Source organism: Prosthecochloris marina (assembly GCF_003182595.1).
Lineage (GTDB): Bacteria > Bacteroidota > Chlorobiia > Chlorobiales > Chlorobiaceae > Prosthecochloris > Prosthecochloris marina.
On the sequence record NZ_PDNZ01000001.1, the window covers coordinates 281028 to 306867 of the forward strand.

A 25840-nucleotide genomic window follows, 5' to 3' on the forward strand; every position below is an offset into this window, starting at 1 on the left:
CTCTGGAGTTCCCCTGAACCCCCCGGAACATAAAGAATGAGATGGCAAAAAGCGCCTTTACTTTCATGGCATTCTGTATGAGCATTTTTCTGCTCAACCCTCATTCATCCAAGGCAGAAAGCCCCGCTAAAACCCAAAGTGTCGTGGGTAGTACCAATATTTCCATCGTTCTTCCGGACCTCATTATCCTGCATTATTATTCCGGGCTGACCCTTAATTTTGAAGAGTTTTCCTCAGCAGAAGACAGACGTTCGGCCGATTTCGATGTTCAGTGGAACGGAGATGCCGAAAGCACGAGCCAGCTGAACGACGAGAATACAGAAATCGATTTACCCGACAGGGTATCACTGCAACTACCCAATGTCTGGGCTATCCGCGGCCTCTCCCCTTCGGGAAATGCCAAAGTTTCTATATCGCTCAACAACAATGTTCTCACCTCGGGTTCCTCCAGAATTATCATAGAAGAAGGTGAAGGGAACATTCAAATAGAAGATAATGCCGGTCATTCCGGTACAACGATCAATACAAGTCTGAAAGGAATAACAAGTTCTGAAGCCACCATCGGCAATGTCCGCATAACACTGAACTTTTCCGAAACAACCAAAGCGGGCCTTCACACCGGTGGCCAATATAAAATCACTGCAGAAACAATCTGATTCCTGAACCCGAAGAGTGGACAACAGTCGATTCGACTATACTCAACAAGCTGAAAAATCAGTGCGACTCGGTAAATTGTCATCACGCTATCCAGGAAATCTTTTTTAAATTCAAGGGTAGACGCAGGTGCTTTAGTTTCTTTCTTTTAACCCCCTAAATAATTCTCATTATGAAGTTATTATCATTTTCAGGAAAAGCCTGTACGGTTTTTCTTCTTATTCTTGCATTTTCCATCGATAATGCAGATGCTGTCGTCGGCGGCGGACAACAATCGAGCAGCGGAACAGCCAAAGTCACGGCAAATGTCCCCCAATTCATCGTGCTGCATTATTACTCGAACCTAACGCTCAATTTCGAGACCCCGACTTCCGAAGCTCTTGATCAGGGTGACAATACCATGGCAGTATCATGGGAAGGCGCAGCCTCCGGAGACGAACTCTCGACAGCCAGTCTTATGGATGCCAAGCTTGAACTCGATGGCACAAAAACAACCGTGAAAATGCCGAATGTTTGGGCAGTAAGAGGTTTTTCAAAAAGTGGCAACGCAGAGGTTACCGTAACAATCCCTTCTGGAGGAGATGAGCTTTCAAACGGGGAATCAAAAATCGGCATGTCGAACGTGAAGGTCAACGACGGAGAAAACAGCGGCAGCTCGATCAAGGCCAACCTTGGAGGTATTGCAAAAAGCTCTGCAACATTTGGAGGCATCGAGCTGGATCTTGATTTCAGTGAAACCAGCCGATCTGGCAGCCATGCCGGGGGTCAGTATACTATAACCGCTTCAACGATATAAGGTTGAGGCTATTGACTAATATCCGGTGGCCAGATCCAAAAAACAAACGCTCTCTTTTGGTGACAATCGCTTTTTTTCTAATGGCAACCTCTCATGCAAGCCCTGCCTTTTCTGCAGACAATCTGAAGATTTACAAAAACAGGAAGCTTGACAAGGTAACATTGAGTGAAATCGGTTTATCAAAAAGCGGAGTTTCTGCATCACTCAGTCCATTCGAAGCTGATGTAACATGGAACAGCAGCGATGTCGATACCCCCGAACTGTTTTTGGAACAAATATATACCACAACGAGAATCAGCCGTAAAAACGTGCTGCTGTGGTATTACCAGTTCGACGATAGTGATGACGATGACGATGATGATAGTTTTTCCCGCGGCCGGGCATTTGATGTTGAATACAGAATTCTCAGCAGAAGCGGAGTTGAAAATGCCCTTTCGCACAAGAATGACAGCTCGTCGATAATCAAAGCGTACCTTACCGAAAAACCGATCGAGTGTGAAAGGAAAAACAAGAAAAAGATCAGATGTCTCGGCAGGGTCGATCTGGATCTGGACATCTCCCGGGCAAAAAAATCCGGAAAATATTTCGGTACCATCGAAATAACAATCATAACAATCTAAACGCTATCATGAAAAAATTACTCACGGCGCTCCTCATTGCCATGGTAACAATGGCAGCCAATGTTCACGCTCAAGAAACAGCTCCTCCCGGCCAGATAGGTGTATCTCCCTCGATGCTTGAACTCTCGATCGGTTCCGAACCGGTTAACGAATCACTCAGGCTTTTCAATCTGAAAAAAACACCGACCAACGTAAAAGTAGAGGTTTATAACTGGACCCTCGATGAAAATAACGAAGTCAAACTTCTGCCTCCAACCGAACAATCCCTTGACCAATGGATGCTGATCAACCCGACCGCATTTACCCTTGAGCCGGGAAAAAGCCAGGTTGTTCGTTTATCCGTTCGTCCTCCGGTCAAGCCCGATCCCGGAGAACACAGGGCACTTATCTATTTCATAGAAGAACCCATGGAGGAAAACGTAGCAGATGAAGAAAAAAAACCGGTAGAAGTTCTCTTCAAGCTGGGTGTTGGAGTATATGCAAATGCAAATCCCGTGAAACGCTCGTCAACGCTTAAAACGCTCTCTCTCGATAAATCGGACAATACGCTGAAAGCGGCGATCATCAACAGCGGAAACGTTCACACCAGATTGACAGGCGGTTATTCCATATGGAAAAAAGATGACTTTCCCGGCATCCAGAATGCAGAAAAGTACGTAAAGAATGAAGATGCCGATAAAAATCCTGAAGGGCTTGTTGCATCGGGCCAGCTGAATCAGACCCCTGTGCTCCCCGGCAATACCCGTACAATCATAACTCAACTCCCTTCTCTTCCAAAATCCGGCTCGTACATTGTTGCAGTTTCAGGAGAACTTGGAGATAAAAAGATTGAAAAGACCTATCCCGTATCGCGCTGACACAGCAAAGGGTAACGGCCAATGGATTTCACCAAGCGACTCATTGCGCTTTCTTTCCTTCTCTCCGGTCTCTACAGCAATAGCGCGATACACTATGTTCAGGCTGCTGACTCAAGGCAGCCTGAACCGCTTCTTGTTGAAGTTTTTTTCAACAAGAAATCTGCCGGCACCCTCATTTGCTATCGTCACCAGGACACCTACTGGGTTCCGTTCGACCTCTTCATTCAGCAAACAAAGCTCAAAGGTCAACCTGCGGAAAACGGTACAGTCAGCTATCAAACTACTCTCGGAGTACTTTCCCATGACCCGGAAAGTCTGAAAGTCATTGAAGACACTCAGTGCATATCGTTCGATCAGCTGGAAAAATCCTTTTATGTCAAAGGACGCTTTGTACAGTCGGTATTCGCTCTTGCGCTCGATGTCCCATGGGCTTCCGGCAAGCCTTCGAGAAAAAAAGCTGCAAAACCGGTTATCACTCCTGATATTCAGGCCCCATCCAGTTCCCTCTCTTTTCTGAGATTCGAGCCACAGGTTTCCTATGAGTTCAACGACAATACAAACAGAGACTTGCTCATTGAAGCCGGAGGAAGATTCGCCAACGGTGTCTGGGACATAACCTTTGAAGGCGATCCAACAACACGCTTTCGACCCTCGCGTTACCACTGGACAACGTACAATAACAACTCGGTCCTGAGAGCAGGTACCGGATCATCCGACCTGTTTTCTCTTCTAAATGATCTGGATTTTACGGGTATACAGGTAGGATGGAATAACCAGACAATTCTCAATCAACTGGATTTTGAACGATACAGTGACTCTGATGCCTTCCTCTCTCTCGACAGAACACAGCAACGGACCATTGAAGGTAACGCCCCTCCTGCATCTATCGCCGAACTCAGGATCGAAGGAGTTGTTATCGCAAGACAGCGAATAGGCCTTGACGGCCGGTTCCGCTTCCCCAATGTCAGGATGACGTCCGACCCGAGACGTACCGAGGTCTATATCTATGAAAGAACATTGCGGGAGAAACCTTTGACAATCATTGACTATACAATGTCGATTTTGAACCGGACGCTTCCGGCAAAAGAACTCCTTGCAAGGGCTGGCGGTGGGGTAGTTGGCAACCCCCTGAATCAAAATGAAAGCGACAGCACATCATGGACCGGGTTCGGTCACATTATCTACGGCGTTCACAACCGGATGACCATCGAAGCGGGAATCCAGTACAACCCGGAAAACATCAACAGGGAAGTATTTGCCGGGACAGTTCTCTCGATAGGCGGTAACTGGGGAATAGCACTTTATGGCGGAAGATCCAATGACCGTTACGCAACGGATTTCAGACTCGAAGGAAAAGGAACAGATTGGTCTCTTTCATATTTTGGGCGGTTAAATCAGGAAAATTATTCAAAAGACGGTAAAGAAAAACAAAAAAACCACTCCTTGCGCTTCAGCACCGGAATCATCAAGCCTTTCGACCTGCTTTTGTACGGCAGATACAACAAAACAGGAAACGAGCCTGCAGAAAAATACCTGCTGCCCGGAGCCTACTGGTATGTTATGCCAAGCCTCATGTTGTCCGCCCTTCCCAATGATGAAGAACAATACCGATACGAAGCAAATATGAATGTGACTTCACGGAGTGATCTTTCCGTCACCTATGAGGATGAGATAATCGCAGCAGATCTCGATTATGATTTCAGCCGTTCATTGCAGAGCAGAGCACTCTACTCACATGCATTCAGCACCGGAAACAATGTAAGCAGCCTATACTTCGACTGGTATCCAAAAGGCAACCGCTTCAATCTCATCCGGCTCGGGGCTTCTACATCAGGCAGCCAAACAGGCTACTCTGTCGCATGGAACAAATTCATCAATGCCGGACTTGAACTAAGTCTGCAATACAGTTACAATATGAACAATGCCTTACGGCTTGAAACGGAAGACACTTTTTCAAATTTTGTCCCACCTGAAGCGAGACAGTACATCGCATTTGCCCTCACCTGGGATCTTGGCCGTTCGAGTAAACGCTTCTACCCCATCAACCGAACCGCCATAAGCCATACCCGAGGGGGGCTTGCCGGATCAATGAAAATCATCAACGAAACAACTCTGAAACCTGACGACATCAATAACGTCGATATCCTGCTCAACGGGAAAAAGCTCAACCAGCGCCAGGTAGATGGTTCATTTTTCGTCGGCAATCTGAAACCTGGCGTCTATGCAGTAGATGTGGATGCCGAAAACCTCCCTTTAGAACTCAACATACCCAACAAAACAACATATGTCGAAGTGATGAGCGGTGCGGTCAGCGAAATCACCATACCGGCTTTCGTCGAATACTCCATTGCCGGACAAGTTACCGATACCCGGTCAATCGCTCTCGAAAACAGAAAAGTAACCGTCATGGATGAAAAAGGTAACGTTATCGATCATGCCGTGACAAACCTCTTTGGCTACTACAGAACAAAAGGACTCCAGCCGGGAGATTACACACTATCCGTTTCCGATGTAAAGCACGAGGTAGTCATTAAGGATGATTACATCTACGGTATCGACTTCACTGTCAGAGAAGAAACAACTCCCGCTGTTTTACACGAAAAGGAAACGAGGGCGGAGAAAAAAAACACAGCGAGGCCGGATACATCCTTGACAAATGGAGAAAATCACTTACAGTGATATCAAGTGCTGTATTTCATCAACTCGGCACATGAAGCATTGAAATCATCTTCTGAAAAAATCTCCATGGTAAAAACCCTTGCCTGATCGCGATTGTCATGCAGCGCCTGCATGACCAGACTGAGCGTTTCAGCTCGCATGTGCTGCAGCCCGTTATGGTCCTTTCCGTTTTTTATACCATGCATATGCATCACACGTGCTCGTGGCAGATACCGGACGAGATGCTCCTGAACAGAATAGCCGTAGAGTTCAAGATGTCCAATATCGAGGGTTATGGAAAGTTCGAAAGACGAAATAACCTTCTCAAGAAGCTGAAGTGGATAATTGAGGGTTTCGACGCAAAATTCTGACGCTTGCACCGAAACAGCAGAAAAAAGCCCTTCGAGTGAAACACGGAAACTGTCTGCAAACGCCACTTTCTCCTCTTCAGAAAAATCATTGACATTCATGCCTTGCCCTGCTTCAGCATGCATAACATAGGCAGAAGGCTGTAACGCCTCCGTCAGTTCGACAACCCTGCGACATTTCTCAACCGACCGTTCACGAATAGCGGAATCGGAACTGCAGAGATAGACATCAAGAGGTAAATGGATCGAATAGGTTAGATCATGCCTTTCGCCGATGGCAAAGAGCTTTGCAATATCACGCTCCGATGGCAAATTGCTTATCTCGTCCGACTCGAACAGAACCAGTTCGACATCATCGACCTTGTCTTTCAGGTACTCTATATTCGGGATAATCTCATCAGGAATGATATAAGAAGTTGTACCAACTCTGAAAGGAAACTGCTTTTTACAATTCATTCTTGTATGTTAATAATAACAGGGGTACCCAAAATCGAAGAAGCTACGCTCTTTTTGTTCTTATCTGTCACTCAGGGACTCGCCTGACGATAATAAATATCTACCTCCCGATTGGGACAGTAACCCACGGTTCTGTCAACGAGCTGCCACCCCCCGAAAACCTCCTTATAGGAAGGATTGTTGTAAATAAAATACACATTACCGTAGCACCCAACTGTTTTTGCGACTTTTTCAGTAAGCTGTTTATCGAACGGGTTGAATGCAAAATATACCGTATCGTCGCCAAAACCATCATACTCAAAAACATCCTTACAAAATAACTCTGCCCGGCTACATTTTGTAATGGAGAGATTTCTACAAGCGATCCCACACAAATCCTGATTATATTCTATACCGACTATCGTCTCAAATGGATAAGAGTGCGCGATAATCAGCGCCTTACCCTTTCCGCTACCGATATCAACAAATCGTAGTCGAGAGGATTGTTTTTGAAGCGACTTGTTGTGATGCATGACCTTATCGAGAGAATTTACAATGACATCGGTAAACGCCGCTTGATAACCGGAACCATGCTCCAGGTTCCGCAGCCCTTTCGGATATACTGTTTTCTGCACAAGCGAGCATGTTTCGGTGTGATGCTCTGCATCAAAGCTTTTCTCCTGAGCCAAATAGTCCATAAACCTGCGAGGCCCGTGACGAAGAATAGCCTCGGGCAACATTTCAACAAGTTGTGGGTGTTTTCTCATACCGGCATGTATTACACTTTGTTCGTGATTTTTTCCAACCGGTCAACATCATATCACCGGGTACCTGATAAGAGTCTTCATTTTTGAAGGCTCGGTTTTTCCGGGATCGGAAAGATATATTTCATGATGTAACCCATTCACCGACAAGTCATTGTCAACCATGAAATCCATCAACTTTTCGATTGTTTCCGACTCGTTAGCATAGGGCCCCTCATGCATAATTTGTATACACTTTCCTTCTGCGAACTGCTTAAATGCAATCTCTCGAATCAGGTCATTTTTCTTCTTCGATGCAACCTCGGACTGAACGGAAAGCATCAGTTCTCCTGTCACGAACTCAGGCATCCTGATCAACAGTTTCCAGCACCATTCGCTTTTTGGAACCTCAAAAGCCGGCCTTTCCCCGTCAAACCACCACAAACCTTCAAGCTTTGGAACTCCGAAATCATTGCCCCGCTCCTTGCAGAGTCTCTTGATCCCATAAGCGAGTGAGTAAAGAGCTTTGAGCTTTTGAATAAAAACTTTCCCTCCAGGCTCACCTTTACCTTCTATCGACAAATAATTCGCAATACCGAATTCCATAATTTCAGGAACTCTCTCTGACGTATAGTACGACCTGTATTCTTTAACAAGATCAAACTTGGACATCCCCACTCCTTCTTCAAAAATAGCCATCCAATAAAAGTATAACCTGCAGCAACGACGATAGTAGCTACGACATACCAAACGTGCGGCGGACTGTTGATTTTCAACGATCCGGGCCACCTGTTTTAAAACAACGGTATTGTTGACAATTTCGCCTCATTTGACGAAAAAATCAAGAAATTTCGTCATTCCTATTCTTTGTATGAGTCTCGGAAATAAAGAGATGGCGGTTTCAATCAAAAAAAATCATCCGGCCTTCAACCGCTCGGTGAAAAAGCACCATGAATCTCGAATCGAAACATCATACGCCTGTTGAAAGGCTTTACCGAAAGATTCACCACCTTGAAGGGATAGCAGAAGACTCCTGAAAGCATTCTCATCGTGTTCTTTCAGAAATGCAACGAACATCGAAGACTGTTTGTAAAACATATGTGGCTCGAGCCCCCAATGATTCCCATATTTCGGAAAAAAGAAATCGAAAAAACCTCCTGCATCATCCGGCTCAAAAGCTTTACCAGACAGAATCTCTCTGGCCGCCTCTTTTTCCCGAACAGTCCCGGCTCCACCCCCTTCAGAAACAAATACGGCCAAACCTTCAGTAAACCATTGCGGCATCGTCATGTACTTGTACAAACCTCTATGCTGAAGTAAAAAAAGATGCGAAAGTTCATGAGTTATGTAAGCGTCAATCTCTTCCGGATGCTCGAGCAGCCGCGGAGAAAGAAAAACGCTACCTCGATAGGTAATGCCTTTTGCATTCCTGCCGGTCAACGCCTCAAAACTTTCCGGACTTGCAGAAACATAGAGACGTATATTTTTTATAAAGGAACCGTACTGCAACCGTTCCACGCTCACTACTGCTGTCTCGAGAGCTTCAGCCACGATTCCTGCAAACTCTTCAGCTCCATCTTCATAAAAAACTCTTTCGTCATACGAAAGAGTATGAAAATGATCGGTCGGTTTACAATAATGCGCAAGCCCATTTGCAGCGGAACAACTCCACAAAAAGGGAAACAGCAAAACAAAAACGACTATTTTACAACCCCCAATTCCTTTGGGCGGTCGGCTCGGATCAACGTTACGATTGCTCATGATAACGATCAAGGATAGATATTCGGTCGTTCGTGAACACACCTATGCACTTGTCCGGCTAAAAACCCTCACACACTCGAACAGCAATATAAACAAGCGCGCAGATGTTACGTTCGATCATGCTGACATTCAAAGGCGCTGAACACGGGCACTTCCGTATGCGTCACACATTCATTGAACTATCAAGCGACTCAAAATGTTTTTATTAAGAATAAGTCTATTTAAAAATTAAATCCAGAGAACGATGCTTATAATTCGAACATTTATAATGCTGTTTCTCGTCATGGGATTGAGCACCCTGACTGACGAAACATTAGCGATAGCCTCATCGGCAGATAGTCCGGGTTCCGAAAAAACAGCAGTTGTGCCGGAAGGTTTCGGTCAAGTAAAGCTCGATAAAGCAGAATCACTTGACAAGCTCTGCAATCAGAATTTGACTTGTGAAACAATTTTCATGAAAGTGAACAAGGTAGACCGCAGACATATTTCTGCAGGAAAAACCGTACTACTTCCGGTAGATATCGAAAAAGCCTCGCAATACACACCTGTTCCACAACAGCTCAATGACAGCCGTGGGGAACGGGAAGTTCGGGTTTTTCTGAATACACAGTATTTCGGAGCTTATGAGAACGGCAACCTGCTTTTCTGGGGACCGATTTCCAGTGGCCGGAAATCCAACCCAACCTGGCCCGGAGAGTTCTTTGTCAACTACAAGCAAAGACATAAACGCTCAATTAAGTATAATAACGCACCGATGCCTTATTCTATCAACTACGACGGCCCGTATTTCATACACCAGCAGTCCCTTCCCGGTCACCCTGCTTCACGCGGTTGCGTTCGACTGCTCGAAGCCGATGCAAAAAGGCTTTTCAGCTGGATGAAAGTAGGCGATTCGGTCACGGTTCTGTAGAGCAAGCATTCTCAACTTCGAGGGTTCGCGCTACAGAACCTCTCCCCCATCTGTGGGTTTACAAGTTACTGTCCCTTTTTTTTCCTCCTCGTATTTTTTCAATGAAATCCATCAGCAGTTTTATCCACTGGTATACTTGAAAAACTATCCACTCAATATCCCTCTTTGTCACAGGCCTGACTTCGGCATAGTCATGGCAGCAAGTATCACTATTCGTTCTCAGGATTCTCAACCTGTGACAAGACCTCATTGAGCTCACTCAAATCAAATGGCTTGTCCAATACAGCGACAATTTTCAGATCTTGAGTGACCTCTTTTTTATCGGCCATTCCATACCCGCTTATGAACACCACCGGAACGTCATACCCCTCTTCTTTGAGACGAGCGATAACGCTAATACCATCAAGGCCGGACATCTTGAAATCTGTAATGATCAAATCAAATGCTTCAGGATCCTGCAAAAACAACTCAAGTCCTTTCTTCCCGTTCGAAACCGAGGCCACTTGATGATTCAGCATTGTCAAATAGTTTTCCAACAATTTGAGAATCAGGGGCTCGTCATCCATTATCAATATTTTCATGTATCTTCCAGCACTGGAATTTGAATTATAAATTTTGTTCCTTTCCCTTCTTCACTCTGGACGCTTATTGTTCCTTTATGATTTTGAATGATTTTGTAAGAAATCGACAAACCCAACCCTGTACCTTCTCCTTTCTCCTTTGTCGTAAAAAACGAATCAAAAATCTTTGATTTCACGTCAAAAGGAATCCCGCATCCTGTATCTTCAACCTCAACAACAACAAAACCATCATAATGAAAAGAGCGAACCGTAAGTTGCTTTTTAGAAGAGGATTTTAAAGCATTTTCAGCATTACTGAATAAATTGATGAACACCTGCTCCAGTTCGATCACATTTCCTTTGACCAACGGCAAATCCTCGGAAAGCTGCTGGATTACTTCAATATTCTTACTGGATAAATCTTTATTGAAAAGAATAAAAGATTTGTCGATAACCTCATTAATATTAATATCTTCCTGCTTTTCCAAACCAGCGTCTCTGCCGAATTCCAACAAATGATTGACAATCACGGATGCTCGTTTTGTCTGTTCCTTGATTGCCCTGAGATGCTCTTCTATAAGATCGTATTTACCCTGTTCATGAAGAATCAATGAAACATCTACAGCCATATTAATTACTCCCAAAGGATTATTGATTTCATGAACTATTGCCGCAATCATCTCTCCTACCGATGCTAATTTTGCGGACTGGACCAATTGACTTTGAGAAACTTTCAATTCCTTGTTAGAGACCTGAAGCTTTTGATTTAAATATATAATTTCCTTAACCTGCAATCCAAGAAATATTGCAAAAAAGAAAATAAGTATAGGAAATAAAATAAACAGTTCATCAATTTCTATATTCTCATAAAATCTCGACCACTTACAAAGCAATTCAAATGCATCTATCCAGCTTAAAACAGGAAATAAAACCGCTCCAAGAATTGTAAATATTATTATTCCTTTTAATAATCGGCTCACAACAAAAACCCGTTTGAATCGAAACCTTAAAACAGCTAAGCAATACTGCTACAGATTCAAAAAAACTGTATCGCAGTTTTCAATCGAGACATAAGTAATACCAGAACTTGAAACATCAACACTCATCATACCATTCAGCCAGCCAATTCTTACGAGGACACCTACTCCTGTCATTTTTTATAAAAACAAGATTTCGGTAGCAAATCCCGAAAAGTCCCCCAGAATCATCCTAAATAACTATATACTCCGCACCATATCGAAGTAATCAAAAAAAAACGTCAATCTCTCTCTCAAACCGAGAAGATAAATCAAGTGAGCTCTTATCATGTAATTTTGATATATCATCTATATCACAGAATATTTCAAAGAATATAAAATCAATTACATACTATCATTTGACACCTTTTGTTTACAAAGGCCCAAAAGCACGATACAGCCGACCCGATTTATCCTATGACAACATATTTTTTCATACCAGACACGTTGGTTGATTCCAACGATGAGTTTTAGAGGAAAGATTTCATATATGCGTATCGGAATATGAAGCGACGCATAAAAGTTCGTTTGAGGAAACAACGCTATGCAAGACTTCGCCCCGAAAGAATCACGACATTTCCGGGAAGATGGAAAAAAGTGGATCTACAACAAGAATCAGGCAAGCCTCTTCCAGACATCTGCTTTGCATGTCTTGGAATAATTCCAGAAATCTATACTTGGAAAAAGAGGATGGAATGCAGGAGAAAAAGCCCTCGGCTTAACACCAACAGGCAGCATAGACTCCATGAAAAAGAAATTGACGCGGGTCAGGAGAAAAAGATTCGAAACTGTATATATGTCAACAGCAGGCCCGCCGTTCCTCCCGCCAGCACCTGCATTACGGTATGCCTCTTCAAGTAAACCCTTGCCGTTCCTATAACGATTACCAACAGATAAAAAGGGTAGACAACTGTACCGAATGCAAACGTCAAAGCAACTAGAGGACCAGCAATACCTGTAGTGTGAACGCTGATCTTCCACCACCTGGTAACAAGCATGACAAGCAAAGTGTTTGAGGCGTAGCAAAACATAAGCCCCTGGACATGAACAGGGGCTTGTAAGCCCAGGAGGATAAAGAAACCTGTAACATAACTGACGATGCTAAAAGTAAACGGATTCAGCCGCTGAGCTCTTTCAGTGATATCGACCGTCTCGAGGTAACCTTTTTTCTTGAGGTAGAAAATATACAGGAATGGAATTACCATCGAAAACAAAAGAGTGACCGAGAAATGGAAACCGTTCACAACAATGCTATCGCCCCCGCCCCAAAACGTCAACAGAAAAAAAGCGATGCCTGCATTCGTAATAGGATGAAAAACATTGGAAACAAGCTCAAAAAGCTTGTTCAGTCCATCTTTTTCCATTGCTTCGATGTTTGAATCTTGATAAACAGCCTCCTCAAAACATCTATCGATGACCCTGCATTTCAGCTATGCCATACATAAAGCAACATTCATGAACGACCGGAAAAAATGTGGTTCAGGACGGCTTCTTTGTCCTGTAAACAAAAGAACGCCATCGCTCTTCCTCCACATCCGCTCCGGCCATCTCCGCTCTTGCGAGTGCGAAAAAAAGATCGGATAACCGGTTGACATAAACCGGAATGGAGGGATGAACAGTTGCCTCTTTCATCAGACGAACAAGCATACGCTCCCCGCGGCGGACCTGTGTACGAACCACATGACAAAGAGCGGAAATTTCCGTTCCGCCGGGTAACAGAAAACAATCCGAAGGCCCGGCCGCCTCTTCCAGTTCATCGATCCAGTGCTCACACCATTCGGCTCCGTCAAGAGGAAGCGGTTTAACATTCACCCTGGAAGCATCTGTTGGAGTAGCAAGATGAGACATCATATTCATGAGAGTAACCTGCACCTCCTGTAAACGCCCCTGCCACGCATGGCCCAACGGTAGTTTCGAACGCAACAGCCCGATATAAGAGTTCACTTCGTCGAATGTGCCGTAGCACTCCACTCTGGAATCATCCTTATCCACTCTGGCGCCGCCAAACAAACCCGTCGTCCCCTCGTCCCCCGTTCTGGTATATATTTTCATTCTTTTCTCCTATTTTCCTTTTGAGTTTAGTGATCCCCCTTCAACTCTTTCATCAAGTCATGCAGACTGGTCCATGCTTGAGCACCGTCTGCAAGAAGCTTCCTCACAATTTCGACGGCCTGCTTTCCCTCGGTGTAATCGCGTTCGGCAATTCCCTCGGCTATCCACACCTTTTTTCCTGCCTCGATCGCCTCTTTTGCAAGCTGAAGATTGATCAGATTGCCTTGTCCGAAAGGCACATCACTCACAACAAGGATATCGGCCTTCGCTGCCTTGAAAGACGCTTTTTGAAAAGCTTCCTCTCCTATGGCGGAAAAAGGCTTTTCGAATACCGCATCGATACCGAGGGCAAGAGCCGCTTCAGCATCCGAATCCATTTCGTTCAAAACACCACTTGTAATCCTGAACCCTTGCAGTGAAAAACGCCGGAAGAGCTCTATCCCGGTCCCTCCTCCGGCAATGACATGCACCGCTTTATGTTTTTTCGAGCTTCCGTTGAAATTCTCGAGAACACCGGATACATGTATCGAACCGGTAACGGGATCTCTTTGAACTTTCAATTCACAATCATACACCTGATCAAGAATTTCAGGAACAAGCACTTTTTCAGGCCTGCCTTCAGCGACAATGCGCCCTTCACTCATCAGGATCAAACGATCAGCGACTTCCGACGACAAACCCAGATCATGACTGACAAGGAAAACCGTCATGCTTTTTTCACGGTTGATTCTTTTTAAAATGCGCAGAACCTCATAACGATGATTGATGTCAAGATGTGCAATCGACTCGTCAAGCATAAGAATACGTGGCTCCTGAGCAAGAACCATAGCAAGAATGACCCTCTGCTGTTCACCACCGCTCAATTCCATGAAATAGCGGTCTTTCAGGTGAAGCACATTGGTATAGATCATAGAGCGCTCGATAACCACAAAGTCTTCTTCAACAAGTCCTCTCAGGAAACCTGAGGCGGCAATACGACCGTTCATGACAATCTGACCTACAGTGAAGGCCATCGGAGACTCGACTTTCTGCGGGACCACCCCTATATATCTGGCACGAGTCACCTGGCGCATCGATCGAATATCTTTTCCAAAAAGATAGACACGCCCCTTGACCGGCTTCAGAAACGCCGAAGCGGTTTTCAACAACGTGCTCTTGCCGCACCCGTTAGGTCCGATCAACGAAATAAATTCGCCCTCGTTTACCTGAAAACTGAGATCATCGAGCACCGTCCTGCCTTTGTATCCGGCATTCACTTTTTCAAACGTCAACGCAGCCTGTCCCATATCCTCCTGCTTTCCTGTTTCGATTCCTCAACAATTAAACAAATCGGCAATCTTAGCTAACCTATCCATGCATTTTTCATTTTGCGTTGAAGAATCAGCAGAAAAAAAGGCCCTCCGGCCAGAGCCGTTACAACACCGACAGGAACCTCTATCGGAGCGAGCACCGTTCTGGCAAAAGCATCGCAAACAGCAAGAAAAGTTCCTCCTCCAACTGCGGAAAGAGGAATAAGCCAGCGATGATCCGGACCGAACATCGCCCTGATGACATGAGGAACGATCAAACCCACAAACCCAATCATACCAGCCATCGAAACCGCCGTTGCCGCAATCAACGTCGCACAAAGCAGCCCCCCCAAGATGACGGCATCGGCATTGATACCCTGATAGTGTGCCATTTCCCTCCCGAAGGTCAAGGCATTGAGCCTGGTAGCAAGAAACCATGCCCCTCCAATCCCGATTCCGATAAACAATGCAGAAAAAAGGCGTTGGTTGAGAGACGGCGGCTGAAGGTTCCCCAACATCCACCAGATGACATTGTGCAGCCCCTCGGCGCTGGCCATGGAAACAAAAAACATGATCAAACTCGAACAGATAGCGCTGACAATCACCCCGCTTAAAATAAGGCTGTAAACCGAAGGCATCCCTCCGCTACCACGGCTTGCAATCCAGTAGACAAGAAAAAGAGTCACAACAGCCGAGGCAAATGCCGTTATGGGAAGACTAAGAGGTACAGCAGCAACAGCACCGAAAAGAATGGCCATGGTTGCCCCAAGTCCCGCCCCGCCACTTACTCCGAGCACATAAGGTTCGGCAAGAGGATTGCGCAGTATCGCCTGGAAAATCACTCCCGAAACGGACAATGCACCGCCGACCAGCACACCCATAACAAGACGGCTGAACCGTAAACTCATAATCGCCCGTTCTACCGGGGAATCGAGGTCGGGCCATAGCATACCCGTCGGCCCCAGAAGAAGTGAAAACCCAAGGAGAAGCGAAACGAAAACAAAAAAAAGAGCAACACGCGCTCCCGATATGGTATTGAGCCCCAACATCGCAGCCGGACGCAAGGTTGTATCCTGGTACTTTTTCATATTCTTCAGCTAAGCAACAATCATGTAACGCTCCCCTGAACAGTGAGGCGAATAAAAACTCCCGAAGCAAGAAACAAAAAAGCGCTCAGCACCATAAGTCTAATGGTTTTTCTCAGGGTATCGATAGTACAATCATCCTCTACAATTCCCAGATACGGCAACGTCTGTCTGATACCGCCATAGGATCGAGGCCCTCCAAGCCTTACGCCAAGCGCTCCGGCAAAAGCTGCTTCCGAAAACCCTGCGTTTGGACTTGCATGCTGCCTTGCGGTTCGAACAACCGAACGGAAAACAGCATGCCCGTCAAGCCGCATGAGCCATGCCGCAAAACCAACGACCGGAACTGTAAGGCGAGCCGGCAGATAATTGGCGATATCGTCCAGTTTAGCCGAAGCCCATCCAAAATCCATATACCGTTCGTTTTTATAACCGAACATCGAATCCAGCGTATTAATCGCTTTATACGTCATAGCACCTACAGGTCCGAAAAGCAAAGCGTAAAACAAAGGGGCGGTCACACCATCAACCGTATTTTCCGCAACGCTCTCCACTGTTGCCCGCACCACATCCTCCTTGTCCATTGCAACGGTATCCCGACCAACCATCATTCCTACTTTTTCTCTTGCCTGTTGAAGTCCCTCTTGCTCGAGAGCAGTCAGGACTGCACGGGCATGCCTGGCCAGGTCTTCAGCAGCAAAGGAAAAATACAGTATCACTATCGATGCGGCAACCCCGAAAAGGGGATGAACGGAAAAGCAAAGCCATAACACCCCAGAGGTAACGACCACTGTCCCGCCGACAACAATCACTACGGCAAGAATTCCGGCGACTCTCAGGGAAATCTCCCGATATTTTCGCAATAACGCCTCGGTATTCACCGCAAGGAAACCGATCGACTTGACAGGATGAGGCAGTTTGCGAGGATCCCCCAACAACAGATCAAGGATAAAAGCAGCGAGTAGCTGCAGCTCAAGGTCTGCACTCATCATCTCACAACCGTCTCAATTTCTTCTCTTGCAGACAGTAGTTGCTCGAGCAAACGATCATTTTCGTCTGGTTTACGGATTGCAAAACGAAAATAGTTATCCTTCAAACCTGGAAAATTTCTACAATCCCGAACAAGAATTCCCTTTTTCTTCAGAAATTCGAGAAGATGGTCAAGGCTCGATCCGCCGTTCCATCGAGCGAGAAAAAAGTTTGCGGCATATCCTTTCAGAGAAATTCCCGGGATCTTTTTCAGCCTCTTGAAAATTTTCGCCCGCTCGGACGCAATCATCGCCCGGACGTCACGCTCATAGTCTTTACACTCGAGCAACTCCCTTGCAACATGCTCCGCAACGATATTGACAGTCCAGGGCTCCTTGTACCGCAACAAAACATCGATAACATCGCGATGAGCGATGACCGCGCCAAGGCGCAGGCCTGGCAATGCATAAAACTTGGTGAGAGAGTGAACGACGATAACGTTCTTCAAAGCCATGACTTCTCTCATAAGCGTCGCTCCGGGGAAATCGTCCACATATTGGATAAAAGCCTCATCCATTATAAACCACTTGCCAGGAAAACGGCTTGCGAGAGCGAGAAAAACCTCTTTTGGAAACCTTGTCCCGGTGGGATTGTTCGGATTGGCAGCGAAAAAAGCGTCCACCCCTTGCAGTTCCGCTGCAATCGTATCGATAGAGGGTAATGTAAACCGATCCTCTTCCTTCAGTTTTATATAGCGGACCTCTGCCCCGGAAATCCTGCAAGCTCTTTCATAGTCGAAAAATGACGGAGCAAGCACCCGTACTTTTTTTACATTCAGCGCTCTTGGAAGAAGATAAATCCCCTCTATCGCACCGTTTGTCGGCAAAACAGTTCGGCTATCCAGCCCAAATCTTCCCACATAAAAATCTTTTATCCCCAACCCATCTATCGAAGGATACCGGCTAACTTCGCATGAGTCGAGAGAAGTGATGGCAACCGGTGGTGGTAACGGACTGACGTTAACACTGAAATCAAGAAGATTATCACTTTTCAAACCGGGCTGGCAATCCAACGCTCCTCCATGCTTATGGAAATAAAGATTGTCTCGAGTCATTGCAACAGTAACGAGTTACTAATATTTTCATAACGAGATCGATGTCCGCAAAATGCTCCTTTACCGTACCCCACAATCATCTCCTGCAAATCAACAGTTCATCAATTCTTGCTCTCCCGACCTATAATCCCGTACACCGCACTCATATCGAGATGCTTTTCGAAATGATCTGCAAGGCGATTATACTCGTTATCCTTGTCCCACGTCTCACCGTTTGAGACAAATTGCGGGTCCAACAAACGAAGAAACCACTCTCTGAACCCCGTTCGATCAAAGATACCGTGAAAATAGGTCCCTAGTACCTTTCCGTCCATGCTGACAGCCCCATCGTTATCCGTAACCGGCTCATTGTTCCTCGACGATACCTGAATCAAGGAATGAGCGTCTCCGACAAGACTGCTCTCTCCCATATGTATTTCATAACCTTCGACCTTTACCGGTTGACCAAACAGGCATCCTTTGGAATTGAAAAGCTTTTTCGTTTTCCGAAGCACCGTTTCCATAGGCAGCAAACCAAGAGCCTTCGATTCACCTGCTTCACCTTCGATACCATAAGGGTCCGTGATAATCCTTCCAAGCATCTGGTACCCCCCGCAGATTCCCAGGATGACACCTCCATCGTCCCGAAACGTATTCAGCTTCTCTTTCCATCCATTGGAAAGCATCCAGTCAAGATCTCCACGCGCATTTTTCGATCCAGGCAGAATAACGGCCTGATAGTCCTTCAGACGCTTGGGATGGTGGAGGTAGTGAACCTCGACATCCTCATGGCTGTCCAGCACGGCAAAATCGGTAAAGTTCGAAATATGGGGAAAATAAATTACAGCTATGCTGATCTTTCCAGAATCGGGAGTACCTGCAGGATCGACAACGGCCTGAAGGGGTACGGCATCTTCCGCATCGATGGTAATTCCCCTGAAATAAGGCACAACCCCCAGCACGGGAACTCCAGCAAGCTTCTCTATAATACGAATACCATCTTCGAACAGGATTGCGTCACCCCGAAACCGGTTGACGATAATCCCTTTCACCAAAGCACGGTCTTCGGGCGGGATTATCGATAATGTACCGGCCACCTGAGCGAACACACCGCCTCTGTCGATATCGGCAACAAGAACAACAGCAGCATCGGCCTTTTTGGCAGTCTTGAAATTCACGAAATCCCGTTCATAGAGATTCATTTCCGCACAGGACCCCGCACCCTCGATCACCAGCATCTCGTGCTGATGGCGAAGATTTTCAAGGCTTTCGAACGCCGCTTCGGCCCAGATTCGGGTATTGCCGAAATACTCCCTTGCCGAACGGTTTGCAGCCACCGTCCCCTGCAGCACCACTTGTGAACCCGTATCCTTGTTAGGTTTGAGCAACACCGGGTTCATATCGGCAGTCGGAACGACACGGGCAGCTTCAGCCTGCACAATCTGGGCACGTCCCATTTCAAGCCCATCAGGTGTAACACCTGAGTTATTGGACATATTTTGCGCTTTGAACGGTGCGACATCGATCCCTGCATTACTGAACATGCGACACAGAGCCGTTGCCACGATACTCTTTCCAACATCAGACGCTGTTCCGAAAACTGCTAAATTTCTCATTCTGCTTTCATTGCCACTCATGTACTGTAAACCAAACTGTTCAATTCAAGTCACGCCAACCGGCCTGCGTGCTTTTTCCAAACCCGTTAAACAAGTACAGGCGCAGTCTGCCCACAAGCATCTGCGCCCATATCGAAGAAAGAGACCGAAAAATCCGATGTGTACAAACTTGTCAGATATCGAACCTCAATCCAAGAGTAAATGTACGACCAGGCATCGGGTAACCCAAAACATATTCGTAATTCCGATCAAACAGGTTTTCAACACTGCCTTTCACCGTAACGCTCGAGGTTTTTGAATTTCCGACAGAAATCCTTTTGGCAAGAGACAGATTCGCGACACAGAAACTGCCTTTGGTCACTTCCTTTGCCGGCCAGAAATTCCAGTCCTGCACCTTGGTCTCGCCAAAATAAGCCATGTTGAAATTACCGCTGAAGCCATTGCTGTCATGAACCCTCAAACCGGTCACGAGGTTCCACTCGGGCAGGTATCGGATATCTTCATCGGGCGATCCATCATCGAAACTTGACACATAGTCCAGCATGTAGGTCCCTGATGCGTATGGCTCCATAAAGAACCGTGAACCGGCAATAGTGACAGGGAACACATAGGACATCTCCCCTTCGATACCGGTAATCGTGGCTTCATCCTGGTTTTGCCAGGAAATTTCATCGGGACCGATTTCCACCTGTTGGATAAAATCTTCATACTCGGTCGTGAACAAGGTCAATGAAGACGCGAATCCGTCAATGTTCACCTCCACACCGCCATCGATCGTGTGGCTGGTTTCGGGATCAAGATCAGGGTTGCCGATGTAATGTTTTGTTCCCGACCAGGACGAGACAACATAATCCGCTGCAAGAGATTGTGCATCCGGCACCTGGAACCCTTCACCGTACGAAGCACGCAGCTTGACATTGTCGGAAACATGATACGCGAGACCGAAGCTCTTGACGAAACTGTCCGCTTCCTCTGACGTTTCGGGGTTAGCCTGGTCATGAGTATACTTCACTTCGTAATCGTCGTAGCGCAGCCCGGCGGTAAGCACCAGCTTCTGATCGAAAAGATACCCTTTGGCAAGCGCGAAATATCCCAAATCGTCATATTCCGAATCAAGCGGTTCGTAGGGCGATTGTTCGATATCATAATTCAGCCAGTCAACCCCGGTCGTCACGGTGAAGTTTTTTTCAGCATAGCTGACCTGAGCCTGCGCTCCCTGTTGATCGGTGGTTTTCGAGAAAGGAATACCATCGTCCCAACCACCGGGGTTGCTCCCGAACGGATCATACCAGGTATCCGTGTCTTCACCCACAAAGTACCTGGCCATCCAGGAAAGACGGTCATTGGTGGATTTTCCGGTATAACTGACGTCGAGGGAACGGTTACGGGTCGTTTTGTAGTTATCTCGATCATTCTTGGCCAAATCGCTGGGGTTACCCGCTCTTCCTACCTCGAAATGCGTATAAGTAACACCAATCCGGTTACCTGGATAGAATTCGTACCCGAGATTGACGCTTCCGCGTATCTCGTCTTCGTAACCGGTGTTGAAATACGTTATATCGTCTCCGGTATCGTAATCGTCCATTTCCGCTAACGAGCCGGTTGCGGAAAAATCAAAATCACCAAGGGTCCCGGCTATACCGCCTGTTGTTTTTTTATAGTCGTATGTACCGATTTCCTGCTCCATAAAAAACGAAGGTTTTCCCTCACCTTTTCGCGTAATGACGTTCACGACGCCACCAATGGCGGCCGATCCGTACTGTACGGCTCCCGGGCCTCTGATGATTTCAACTCTTTCGACGTTGTCGGTCATGAGTTTGGCCAGGTTACCTGTCCCCGCTCTTCTGCCATCGATGAGAATGAGAATTTTTCCTCTCAAATCGTTGCCGTGAGCATCGCTTCTGAATCCGCGAATACCAACAGCAGTAGAAGCTCCGGGGTATTTCTGAATGTGACCGATGCTTTGTTCCGCAAGCAGTTCTCCAAGGTCTTGCGCAGGAGACGCTTCAATTTGCTTTCTGGTGATAACCGTCACATTGTTCGTGACGTCCTTTTTCAGCTCCTCGACCCTGCTTGCCGTTACAACAATTTCGTTCTCCTTGTAATTTGGCGTGTTCGACGTTCCGGCAATCTCTTCGGCATCGAGCACGCCTGTTGCAAGCAGTCCTGCTGCGAGAAACAGTAAAAAGCGTTTTTTCTTCATGATCCGTTAGTGTTTAATGCTTGAACAAAGATTAAACACGACAGGAATTATCTGCTGAAAGCGAATGCATCGGGGAAAATCAACCCTCAAAACATGAGACACTGACGTGTAGGAAATCTCCAGTCAACCATAATCCCCTACAGTACATTAAACTGCCATAACCGGATATGATTCACTCCGAAATTTTGTATTCACATAATGAAGCTGAACTGCATTGCCTGACTATAACCCGTAGTCGTGTTTTGCAATAGCGTCGCTGGCAGGTCTCCTGACTTTAACGGACACCGCTGTTACGGCCTTCCCATGGATTTCCTGGCGGAAATCAACATCACAGTGACCATAACAACCCCTGCTTCTGCATCATGAGGCCATGATGCTTGTAACAGAAGTTTCCGTTGTAACAGTTGCGGGTACAGTGTACGAATTTCACGTACTTCCCTATTCTCCGGCTTTCAAACCGGCACCAGCTATCTATGAAAGAACATTGTTACAGCATGATAATATTTTTTTAGCTGCCTACAAAAGCAATTATCCGCGCAGCAAGCCTTTTCAGCCAAAAACCCCTCAATGCAATCTTTTGTAATACTTCAGCCGGTGAATGGGCAGTATTTCAGGATGAAAGATATGAACCAGATCCCTGAGAACAGCATCGGGTTCGCTCATGCCGATTTCCCAGAACATATTCCTGCCGCTGTCGAAGGCTGCGGCATTGTTGTTGTAAACGTTACCCTCTTTGACTGAAAAAAAATGAGTATACCGACTGTCGCTATTGATAATGTCAGCTATCGATGTTGCAGTATACAAAGGATTGATCCAATAGTCAGCGACAAGCCCGATTTTCATGGCATGTTCGAAACTGATCGGATTTTCCTCATAATCCGTGCTTTCCTCGAGAATGTAATTCGCCCCTGCGTCATGAAGCAATCGAACAAACCAAGCGCTCGACCCATGCGTGCTCCAGAAACCTCTTTTACCCTGCCCGACAATGACTCCCGGACGTTTGCCGAAACGTTCTCCAACCTGCCTTTCCAACGTTTCATAACGGAAAGCGGCATCGGCAAAATAAGCATCGGCATCATCTGACTTTCCAAAAAAGGCGCCGAAAAACTTGATCCACTCAAGTACACCGAGAGGATGACCCTCGAGATGCATGCTGCTCAAACCGGGCTTGATCCCCATTGCCTCCAGCTTCTCATGAACATCCGTATCACTGCCTGAAGAGTACACGAAAGCGATATCAGGAGAAAGATTCACCATTGTCTCCATGTTCATCGATCCTGACAAACCGGTTTCGAGTACCTTTCCGGAATCGATCCGTTCGAGGATCGTTTCATTACCTATCCACTCTTTCTTTCCTACGCCGACAATGCTCTCAAATTCACCCAGCAGCCGAAGCATGGTGATATGCAATCCTATACCACAGGTAACCCTCTCGACAGGTGTAGAGACTACGAGAGCCTCAGGGAACCCCTCCGGCACACTCTCTCCCCTTGGAACCAGCAAATAACGATAGGATACCCCCAACTTCGCGCCTGCAGGTTTGACGACATCGATCAGTGTCGACGTACCGACACGTTTGAGCGTGAAACGGCGGGCATAACGGAGAGGGATGTCCTCCGGAACATCGGCCATAGATTGCTGCCCGAAAGGCCTGTTTTCACCCTCAACTGTATTGCAGCAAACCAAAAACAGGAAAATGAAGGACAGTACCATTATCAGCACTGTCCAGGTTCCTTTTCGACTGAAAAACATCGGCTTGACAACCATAGCGTTCAAAAGTTCACGGTGTAGCGAACACCCAGCGATCTACCGGGCATGTTGTAACCGTCTTTCTCCGTATAGTTTTCATCGAGAAAGTTCTTGGCGATCACTGTCACCTTGTTGGTGTCGTTGACCCTGAACGCCACGCTTGCGTCAAAAATCAAGCTTGCCGGGATCTCGATGATCGGATCCTTCAGTGTCGGCCTCACCTCATCGTAGTACCCGAACCAGTTCCGCTCAAAACGATCTCCGATGTATCTTGCCGTCAAACGAGCGACAAACAATTTGAAATCATCATACTCGATGCCCACACTTCCCCTGTTCTGTCTGACATAAAGCATTTTTTCCTCTTTTTCATCATTCGTGGTTTTCGAGGAAAACAGATGCGTGAAGTTGGTGAAAAGACGCAATGAATAACGGTAGTCGTCCCATGCCCCGAAATCATAGGAAACCTCGAACTCGACACCATTCATTTCCGCAGCATTGAGATTGACGAAAGTTTTGTACACCGTATCATCGTCATCCACTGCCGAAACAGTCTGAATAAAATCCTGCCAGTCCGTGCTGAAGTAGGTGACATCGGCTCTGAACCCGCCATTTTGGGTTTCGTAGGTCAGTCCTGCATCCCAGGTCACGCTGGTTTCCGGTTTCAGATCGGGATTTCCACGCGTTTCCATACCATTGCTGTCGACGTAAAAACCGGCTTTTTCATACGGGTTCGGAGCGACAAACGCCCGTCCTATGCTTGCATGAATCTTGCATTCCGGAATAAATCTATACTGGGCGCTAACACTTGGATTGAAGTTGTCATACTCTTCCGAATCCGTATCGATGACTGAAAAAAACGGCGTTTCCTTAAGCTTGTACACTGTCCTATCATAACGTCCCCCGAGATTGGCTATGACTTTCTCATCGAACAGGGAGACACCGATTTCACCGAAAAGACCTAATGAGGAAAGCTGTTGGTTGGGACGATAAGGCGCTTTTTCGGTTTCTGCATCAAGGAAACTTCGAGAGACGACATCGGCCGTGGAATAATCGATCCCCCCGGTAAACCTCTGCTTTGAGAACGCCACCTCGTCCTGCAATTGAAAACCGAGCCATTCCGTCTCACTGGTTGAAGAACGGTAGTTGAAACCATCATCATCTTTTTTGTAGTACACCGATTTCTCTTCAGACCAGTATGGTTTAAACCGAACATTGTGCACTCCCCACTCTCCGGTCATGGTAACGTCGAGAGTCTGACGGTCGACATCTTTTTCCCCGTGCCCGTATACTCCCCAGATCGATCCCGGACTTTTGACGCTGTGAGCCTGATAGATTTCTCCACGTGTATCGACTCGTATCCTGTCGTCGATCTGATAACCAAAGCGAAGATTCCCCGACAGTGTGGCATACGTCGAGTTTTCCATCGTCCCAATCTCCTGCTCGAGAACTTCAGGATCCGGGTCGGAAATCAACGTATTGGATCCGGCCTTGTAATCGTCATTCTGGTTGAAACTTCTCAGGCCAAGATCAAAATCGAATCTATCGGCAAGAGAACCACCAACACTGACACTTCCATCGAGCGTACTGAAACTGCTGTACCCGATAGAAGCGTTACCGGCGATCCTGCCCGTTGATTTCTTCGTGATGAAATTGATGGACCCGCCCATCCCCTGTGAACCGTAGAGAGCTGAAGACGGACCTTTGATCACTTCCACCCGCTCAATATTGTTCATATCTATCGTAGCAAGATTCGTCGCCCCGGCCGGCCGACCGTCAATAAGATAAGTAACGTTCTGATCCAGCCCTGAAAACTTCGGCGAAAACCCACGGATCGACACGCCGGACAGCACACCGGGATATTCGATAACATCTACACCTGAAGTTTTTTTCAACAGGTCTGTTGCATTGACTGGATCCAGAGCTTCGATATCCTTCCCGGTAACGATCTCGACCTTACGGGGGATATTTTTCAGTTTTTCAGTTGAACGGGTAGAGTACACAACGATCTCTCCGGTAGCATAGCCACTCTCTTCAAGCGAAACCTTGAGCACACTGCCGTGCCCGGGCGAAACCTTTCGTGTTTCGTAACCTGTGTAACTGAAAGTAATTTCAGAGGTGTTTTCCGGAACGTCAAGCTTGAATTCCCCCTGGCCATCGGTAACGACCCCTATCACCGTTCCACTGATATGAACGGATGCTCCGACAAGAGGTTCACCGTCTGACGCACTTGAAACGATTCCGGAAACAACCCGTTTTTCCGCCATGACCTGTATCACGAACGACGTGGAAAGAAAGGAGAAAAAAACCGCTATTCTCAATACTTTAAAAAAACAAGTAAACATCATTATTTAAATACGTTAGATATTAATCTTTTTACACACAACTCTCTGACCGAGCGATCACGTG

The 25840-nt window shown here is 46.5% G+C and carries 22 protein-coding genes and 1 riboswitch; of the genes, 6 read left to right on the forward strand and 16 right to left on the reverse strand.

The features are described 5' to 3' along the window. Window positions 1-41: 41 nt before the first annotated feature. The 5 genes from CR164_RS01345 (at window position 42) to CR164_RS01365 (ending at window position 5606) form a co-directional block, all read left to right on the forward strand. Window positions 42-656, forward strand: coding sequence for a hypothetical protein (locus CR164_RS01345; RefSeq protein ID WP_204901773.1), 615 nt, complete (start codon window positions 42-44; stop codon window positions 654-656). 170 nt (window positions 657-826) lie between these two features. Beyond that, window positions 827-1450, forward strand: coding sequence for a hypothetical protein (locus CR164_RS01350; RefSeq protein WP_193525186.1), 624 nt, complete (start codon window positions 827-829; stop codon window positions 1448-1450). 80 nt (window positions 1451-1530) lie between these two features. Beyond that, on the forward strand, window positions 1531-2070 hold the full coding sequence (locus CR164_RS01355; RefSeq protein WP_110022116.1) for a hypothetical protein: 540 nt from the start codon (window positions 1531-1533) through the stop codon (window positions 2068-2070). Between the two features lie 8 nt (window positions 2071-2078). Beyond that, window positions 2079-2927: a fimbrial biogenesis chaperone gene (locus CR164_RS01360; protein WP_110022117.1), complete on the forward strand. Its 849-nt coding sequence runs from the start codon at window positions 2079-2081 to the stop codon at window positions 2925-2927. Between the two features lie 21 nt (window positions 2928-2948). Further along, window positions 2949-5606, forward strand: coding sequence for an MSCRAMM family protein (locus tag CR164_RS01365; protein WP_110022118.1), 2658 nt, complete (start codon window positions 2949-2951; stop codon window positions 5604-5606). A 2-nt stretch (window positions 5607-5608) separates the two neighbouring features. Here CR164_RS01365 and cbiR read toward each other — a convergent pair whose 3' ends face one another. The 4 genes from cbiR to CR164_RS01385 all read right to left on the reverse strand — a co-directional run bounded on the left by cbiR (window position 5609) and on the right by CR164_RS01385 (window position 8892). Beyond that, window positions 5609-6409, reverse strand: coding sequence for a cobamide remodeling phosphodiesterase CbiR (gene cbiR / locus CR164_RS01370; protein WP_110022119.1), 801 nt, complete (start codon window positions 6407-6409; stop codon window positions 5609-5611). Between the two features lie 71 nt (window positions 6410-6480). Continuing rightward, a complete protein-coding gene (locus tag CR164_RS01375) occupies window positions 6481-7155 on the reverse strand; it encodes a class I SAM-dependent methyltransferase (RefSeq protein ID WP_110022120.1) in 675 nt (224 codons plus the stop codon). Window positions 7156-7203: 48 nt separating this feature from the next. Beyond that, entirely contained in the window at window positions 7204-7803 is a 600-nt protein-coding gene (locus tag CR164_RS01380) for a GyrI-like domain-containing protein (RefSeq protein ID WP_110022121.1), read from the reverse strand. Window positions 7804-8046: 243 nt separating this feature from the next. Next, entirely contained in the window at window positions 8047-8892 is an 846-nt protein-coding gene (locus CR164_RS01385; RefSeq protein WP_110022122.1) for a hypothetical protein, read from the reverse strand. Between the two features lie 244 nt (window positions 8893-9136). Between CR164_RS01385 and CR164_RS01390 the strand changes: the two genes are divergently transcribed. Beyond that, the gene (locus tag CR164_RS01390) at window positions 9137-9802 is read left to right on the forward strand and encodes a L,D-transpeptidase (protein WP_110022123.1); all 666 of its coding nucleotides are present in this window, start codon (window positions 9137-9139) and stop codon (window positions 9800-9802) included. A 209-nt stretch (window positions 9803-10011) separates the two neighbouring features. Here CR164_RS01390 and CR164_RS01395 read toward each other — a convergent pair whose 3' ends face one another. The 12 genes from CR164_RS01395 to CR164_RS01450 form a co-directional block, all read right to left on the reverse strand. Then, window positions 10012-10383 carry a response regulator gene (locus tag CR164_RS01395; RefSeq protein ID WP_110022124.1) on the reverse strand — a complete coding sequence of 124 codons (372 nt, stop codon included), beginning with the start codon at window positions 10381-10383 and terminating at the stop codon, window positions 10012-10014. Next, entirely contained in the window at window positions 10380-11342 is a 963-nt protein-coding gene (locus tag CR164_RS01400) for a sensor histidine kinase (RefSeq protein ID WP_146204124.1), read from the reverse strand. The genes CR164_RS01395 and CR164_RS01400 overlap by 4 nt, the downstream gene beginning before the upstream one ends. 803 nt (window positions 11343-12145) lie before the next feature. After that, window positions 12146-12742: a hypothetical protein gene (locus tag CR164_RS01405; protein ID WP_110022126.1), complete on the reverse strand. Its 597-nt coding sequence runs from the start codon at window positions 12740-12742 to the stop codon at window positions 12146-12148. A gap of 115 nt (window positions 12743-12857) precedes the next feature. After that, window positions 12858-13430, reverse strand: a complete 573-nt coding sequence (locus CR164_RS01410) for a cob(I)yrinic acid a,c-diamide adenosyltransferase (protein ID WP_110022127.1) — start codon at window positions 13428-13430, stop codon at window positions 12858-12860. Between the two features lie 26 nt (window positions 13431-13456). Further along, window positions 13457-14716 carry an ABC transporter ATP-binding protein gene (locus CR164_RS01415; RefSeq protein ID WP_110022128.1) on the reverse strand — a complete coding sequence of 420 codons (1260 nt, stop codon included), beginning with the start codon at window positions 14714-14716 and terminating at the stop codon, window positions 13457-13459. Between the two features lie 56 nt (window positions 14717-14772). Further along, the gene (locus tag CR164_RS01420; RefSeq protein ID WP_239994431.1) at window positions 14773-15768 is read right to left on the reverse strand and encodes a FecCD family ABC transporter permease; all 996 of its coding nucleotides are present in this window, start codon (window positions 15766-15768) and stop codon (window positions 14773-14775) included. Between the two features lie 59 nt (window positions 15769-15827). Then, a complete protein-coding gene (gene cbiB, locus CR164_RS01425) occupies window positions 15828-16796 on the reverse strand; it encodes an adenosylcobinamide-phosphate synthase CbiB (protein WP_338053111.1) in 969 nt (322 codons plus the stop codon). After that, a complete protein-coding gene (cobD, locus tag CR164_RS01430) occupies window positions 16793-17887 on the reverse strand; it encodes a threonine-phosphate decarboxylase CobD (protein ID WP_110022130.1) in 1095 nt (364 codons plus the stop codon). Before cobD ends, cbiB begins: the two co-directional genes overlap by 4 nt. Before the next feature lie 101 nt (window positions 17888-17988). Beyond that, entirely contained in the window at window positions 17989-19482 is a 1494-nt protein-coding gene (locus CR164_RS01435; RefSeq protein WP_110022292.1) for a cobyric acid synthase, read from the reverse strand. A gap of 172 nt (window positions 19483-19654) precedes the next feature. Further along, window positions 19655-21685, reverse strand: a complete 2031-nt coding sequence (locus CR164_RS01440) for a TonB-dependent receptor (RefSeq protein WP_110022131.1) — start codon at window positions 21683-21685, stop codon at window positions 19655-19657. A 241-nt stretch (window positions 21686-21926) separates the two neighbouring features. After that, a riboswitch (cobalamin riboswitch) is annotated at window positions 21927-22167 on the reverse strand. An 82-nt stretch (window positions 22168-22249) separates the two neighbouring features. Beyond that, complete coding sequence (locus CR164_RS01445; RefSeq protein WP_239994417.1) at window positions 22250-23452, reverse strand: ABC transporter substrate-binding protein; 1203 nt, start codon at window positions 23450-23452, stop codon at window positions 22250-22252. Between the two features lie 5 nt (window positions 23453-23457). Next, window positions 23458-25698 (reverse strand): TonB-dependent receptor, encoded by a 2241-nt coding sequence (locus tag CR164_RS01450; protein ID WP_239994418.1) that lies wholly within the window; start codon window positions 25696-25698, stop codon window positions 23458-23460. Window positions 25699-25840 lie beyond the last annotated feature (142 nt).

Coding starts and splice junctions, on each gene's coding strand:
- CR164_RS01360 (WP_110022117.1), top strand. CDS start 2,079: ATGAAAAAATTACTCACGGCGCTCCTCATTGCCATGGTAACAATGGCA.
- CR164_RS01385 (WP_110022122.1), bottom strand. CDS start 8,892: ATGAGCAATCGTAACGTTGATCCGAGCCGACCGCCCAAAGGAATTGGG.
- CR164_RS01350 (WP_193525186.1), top strand. CDS start 827: ATGAAGTTATTATCATTTTCAGGAAAAGCCTGTACGGTTTTTCTTCTT.
- CR164_RS01390 (WP_110022123.1), top strand. CDS start 9,137: ATGCTTATAATTCGAACATTTATAATGCTGTTTCTCGTCATGGGATTG.
- cobD (WP_110022130.1), bottom strand. CDS start 17,887: ATGACTCGAGACAATCTTTATTTCCATAAGCATGGAGGAGCGTTGGAT.
- CR164_RS01405 (WP_110022126.1), bottom strand. CDS start 12,742: ATGGAAAAAGATGGACTGAACAAGCTTTTTGAGCTTGTTTCCAATGTT.
- CR164_RS01440 (WP_110022131.1), bottom strand. CDS start 21,685: ATGAAGAAAAAACGCTTTTTACTGTTTCTCGCAGCAGGACTGCTTGCA.
- cbiR (WP_110022119.1), bottom strand. CDS start 6,409: ATGAATTGTAAAAAGCAGTTTCCTTTCAGAGTTGGTACAACTTCTTAT.
- CR164_RS01435 (WP_110022292.1), bottom strand. CDS start 19,482: ATGAGAAATTTAGCAGTTTTCGGAACAGCGTCTGATGTTGGAAAGAGT.
- CR164_RS01445 (WP_239994417.1), bottom strand. CDS start 23,452: ATGGTTGTCAAGCCGATGTTTTTCAGTCGAAAAGGAACCTGGACAGTG.
- CR164_RS01395 (WP_110022124.1), bottom strand. CDS start 10,383: ATGAAAATATTGATAATGGATGACGAGCCCCTGATTCTCAAATTGTTG.
- CR164_RS01355 (WP_110022116.1), top strand. CDS start 1,531: ATGGCAACCTCTCATGCAAGCCCTGCCTTTTCTGCAGACAATCTGAAG.
- CR164_RS01415 (WP_110022128.1), bottom strand. CDS start 14,716: ATGGGACAGGCTGCGTTGACGTTTGAAAAAGTGAATGCCGGATACAAA.
- CR164_RS01420 (WP_239994431.1), bottom strand. CDS start 15,768: ATGTTGGGGCTCAATACCATATCGGGAGCGCGTGTTGCTCTTTTTTTT.
- CR164_RS01375 (WP_110022120.1), bottom strand. CDS start 7,155: ATGAGAAAACACCCACAACTTGTTGAAATGTTGCCCGAGGCTATTCTT.
- CR164_RS01380 (WP_110022121.1), bottom strand. CDS start 7,803: ATGTCCAAGTTTGATCTTGTTAAAGAATACAGGTCGTACTATACGTCA.
- CR164_RS01365 (WP_110022118.1), top strand. CDS start 2,949: ATGGATTTCACCAAGCGACTCATTGCGCTTTCTTTCCTTCTCTCCGGT.
- CR164_RS01345 (WP_204901773.1), top strand. CDS start 42: ATGGCAAAAAGCGCCTTTACTTTCATGGCATTCTGTATGAGCATTTTT.
- CR164_RS01450 (WP_239994418.1), bottom strand. CDS start 25,698: ATGGCGGAAAAACGGGTTGTTTCCGGAATCGTTTCAAGTGCGTCAGAC.
- cbiB (WP_338053111.1), bottom strand. CDS start 16,796: ATGATGAGTGCAGACCTTGAGCTGCAGCTACTCGCTGCTTTTATCCTT.
- CR164_RS01410 (WP_110022127.1), bottom strand. CDS start 13,430: ATGAAAATATATACCAGAACGGGGGACGAGGGGACGACGGGTTTGTTT.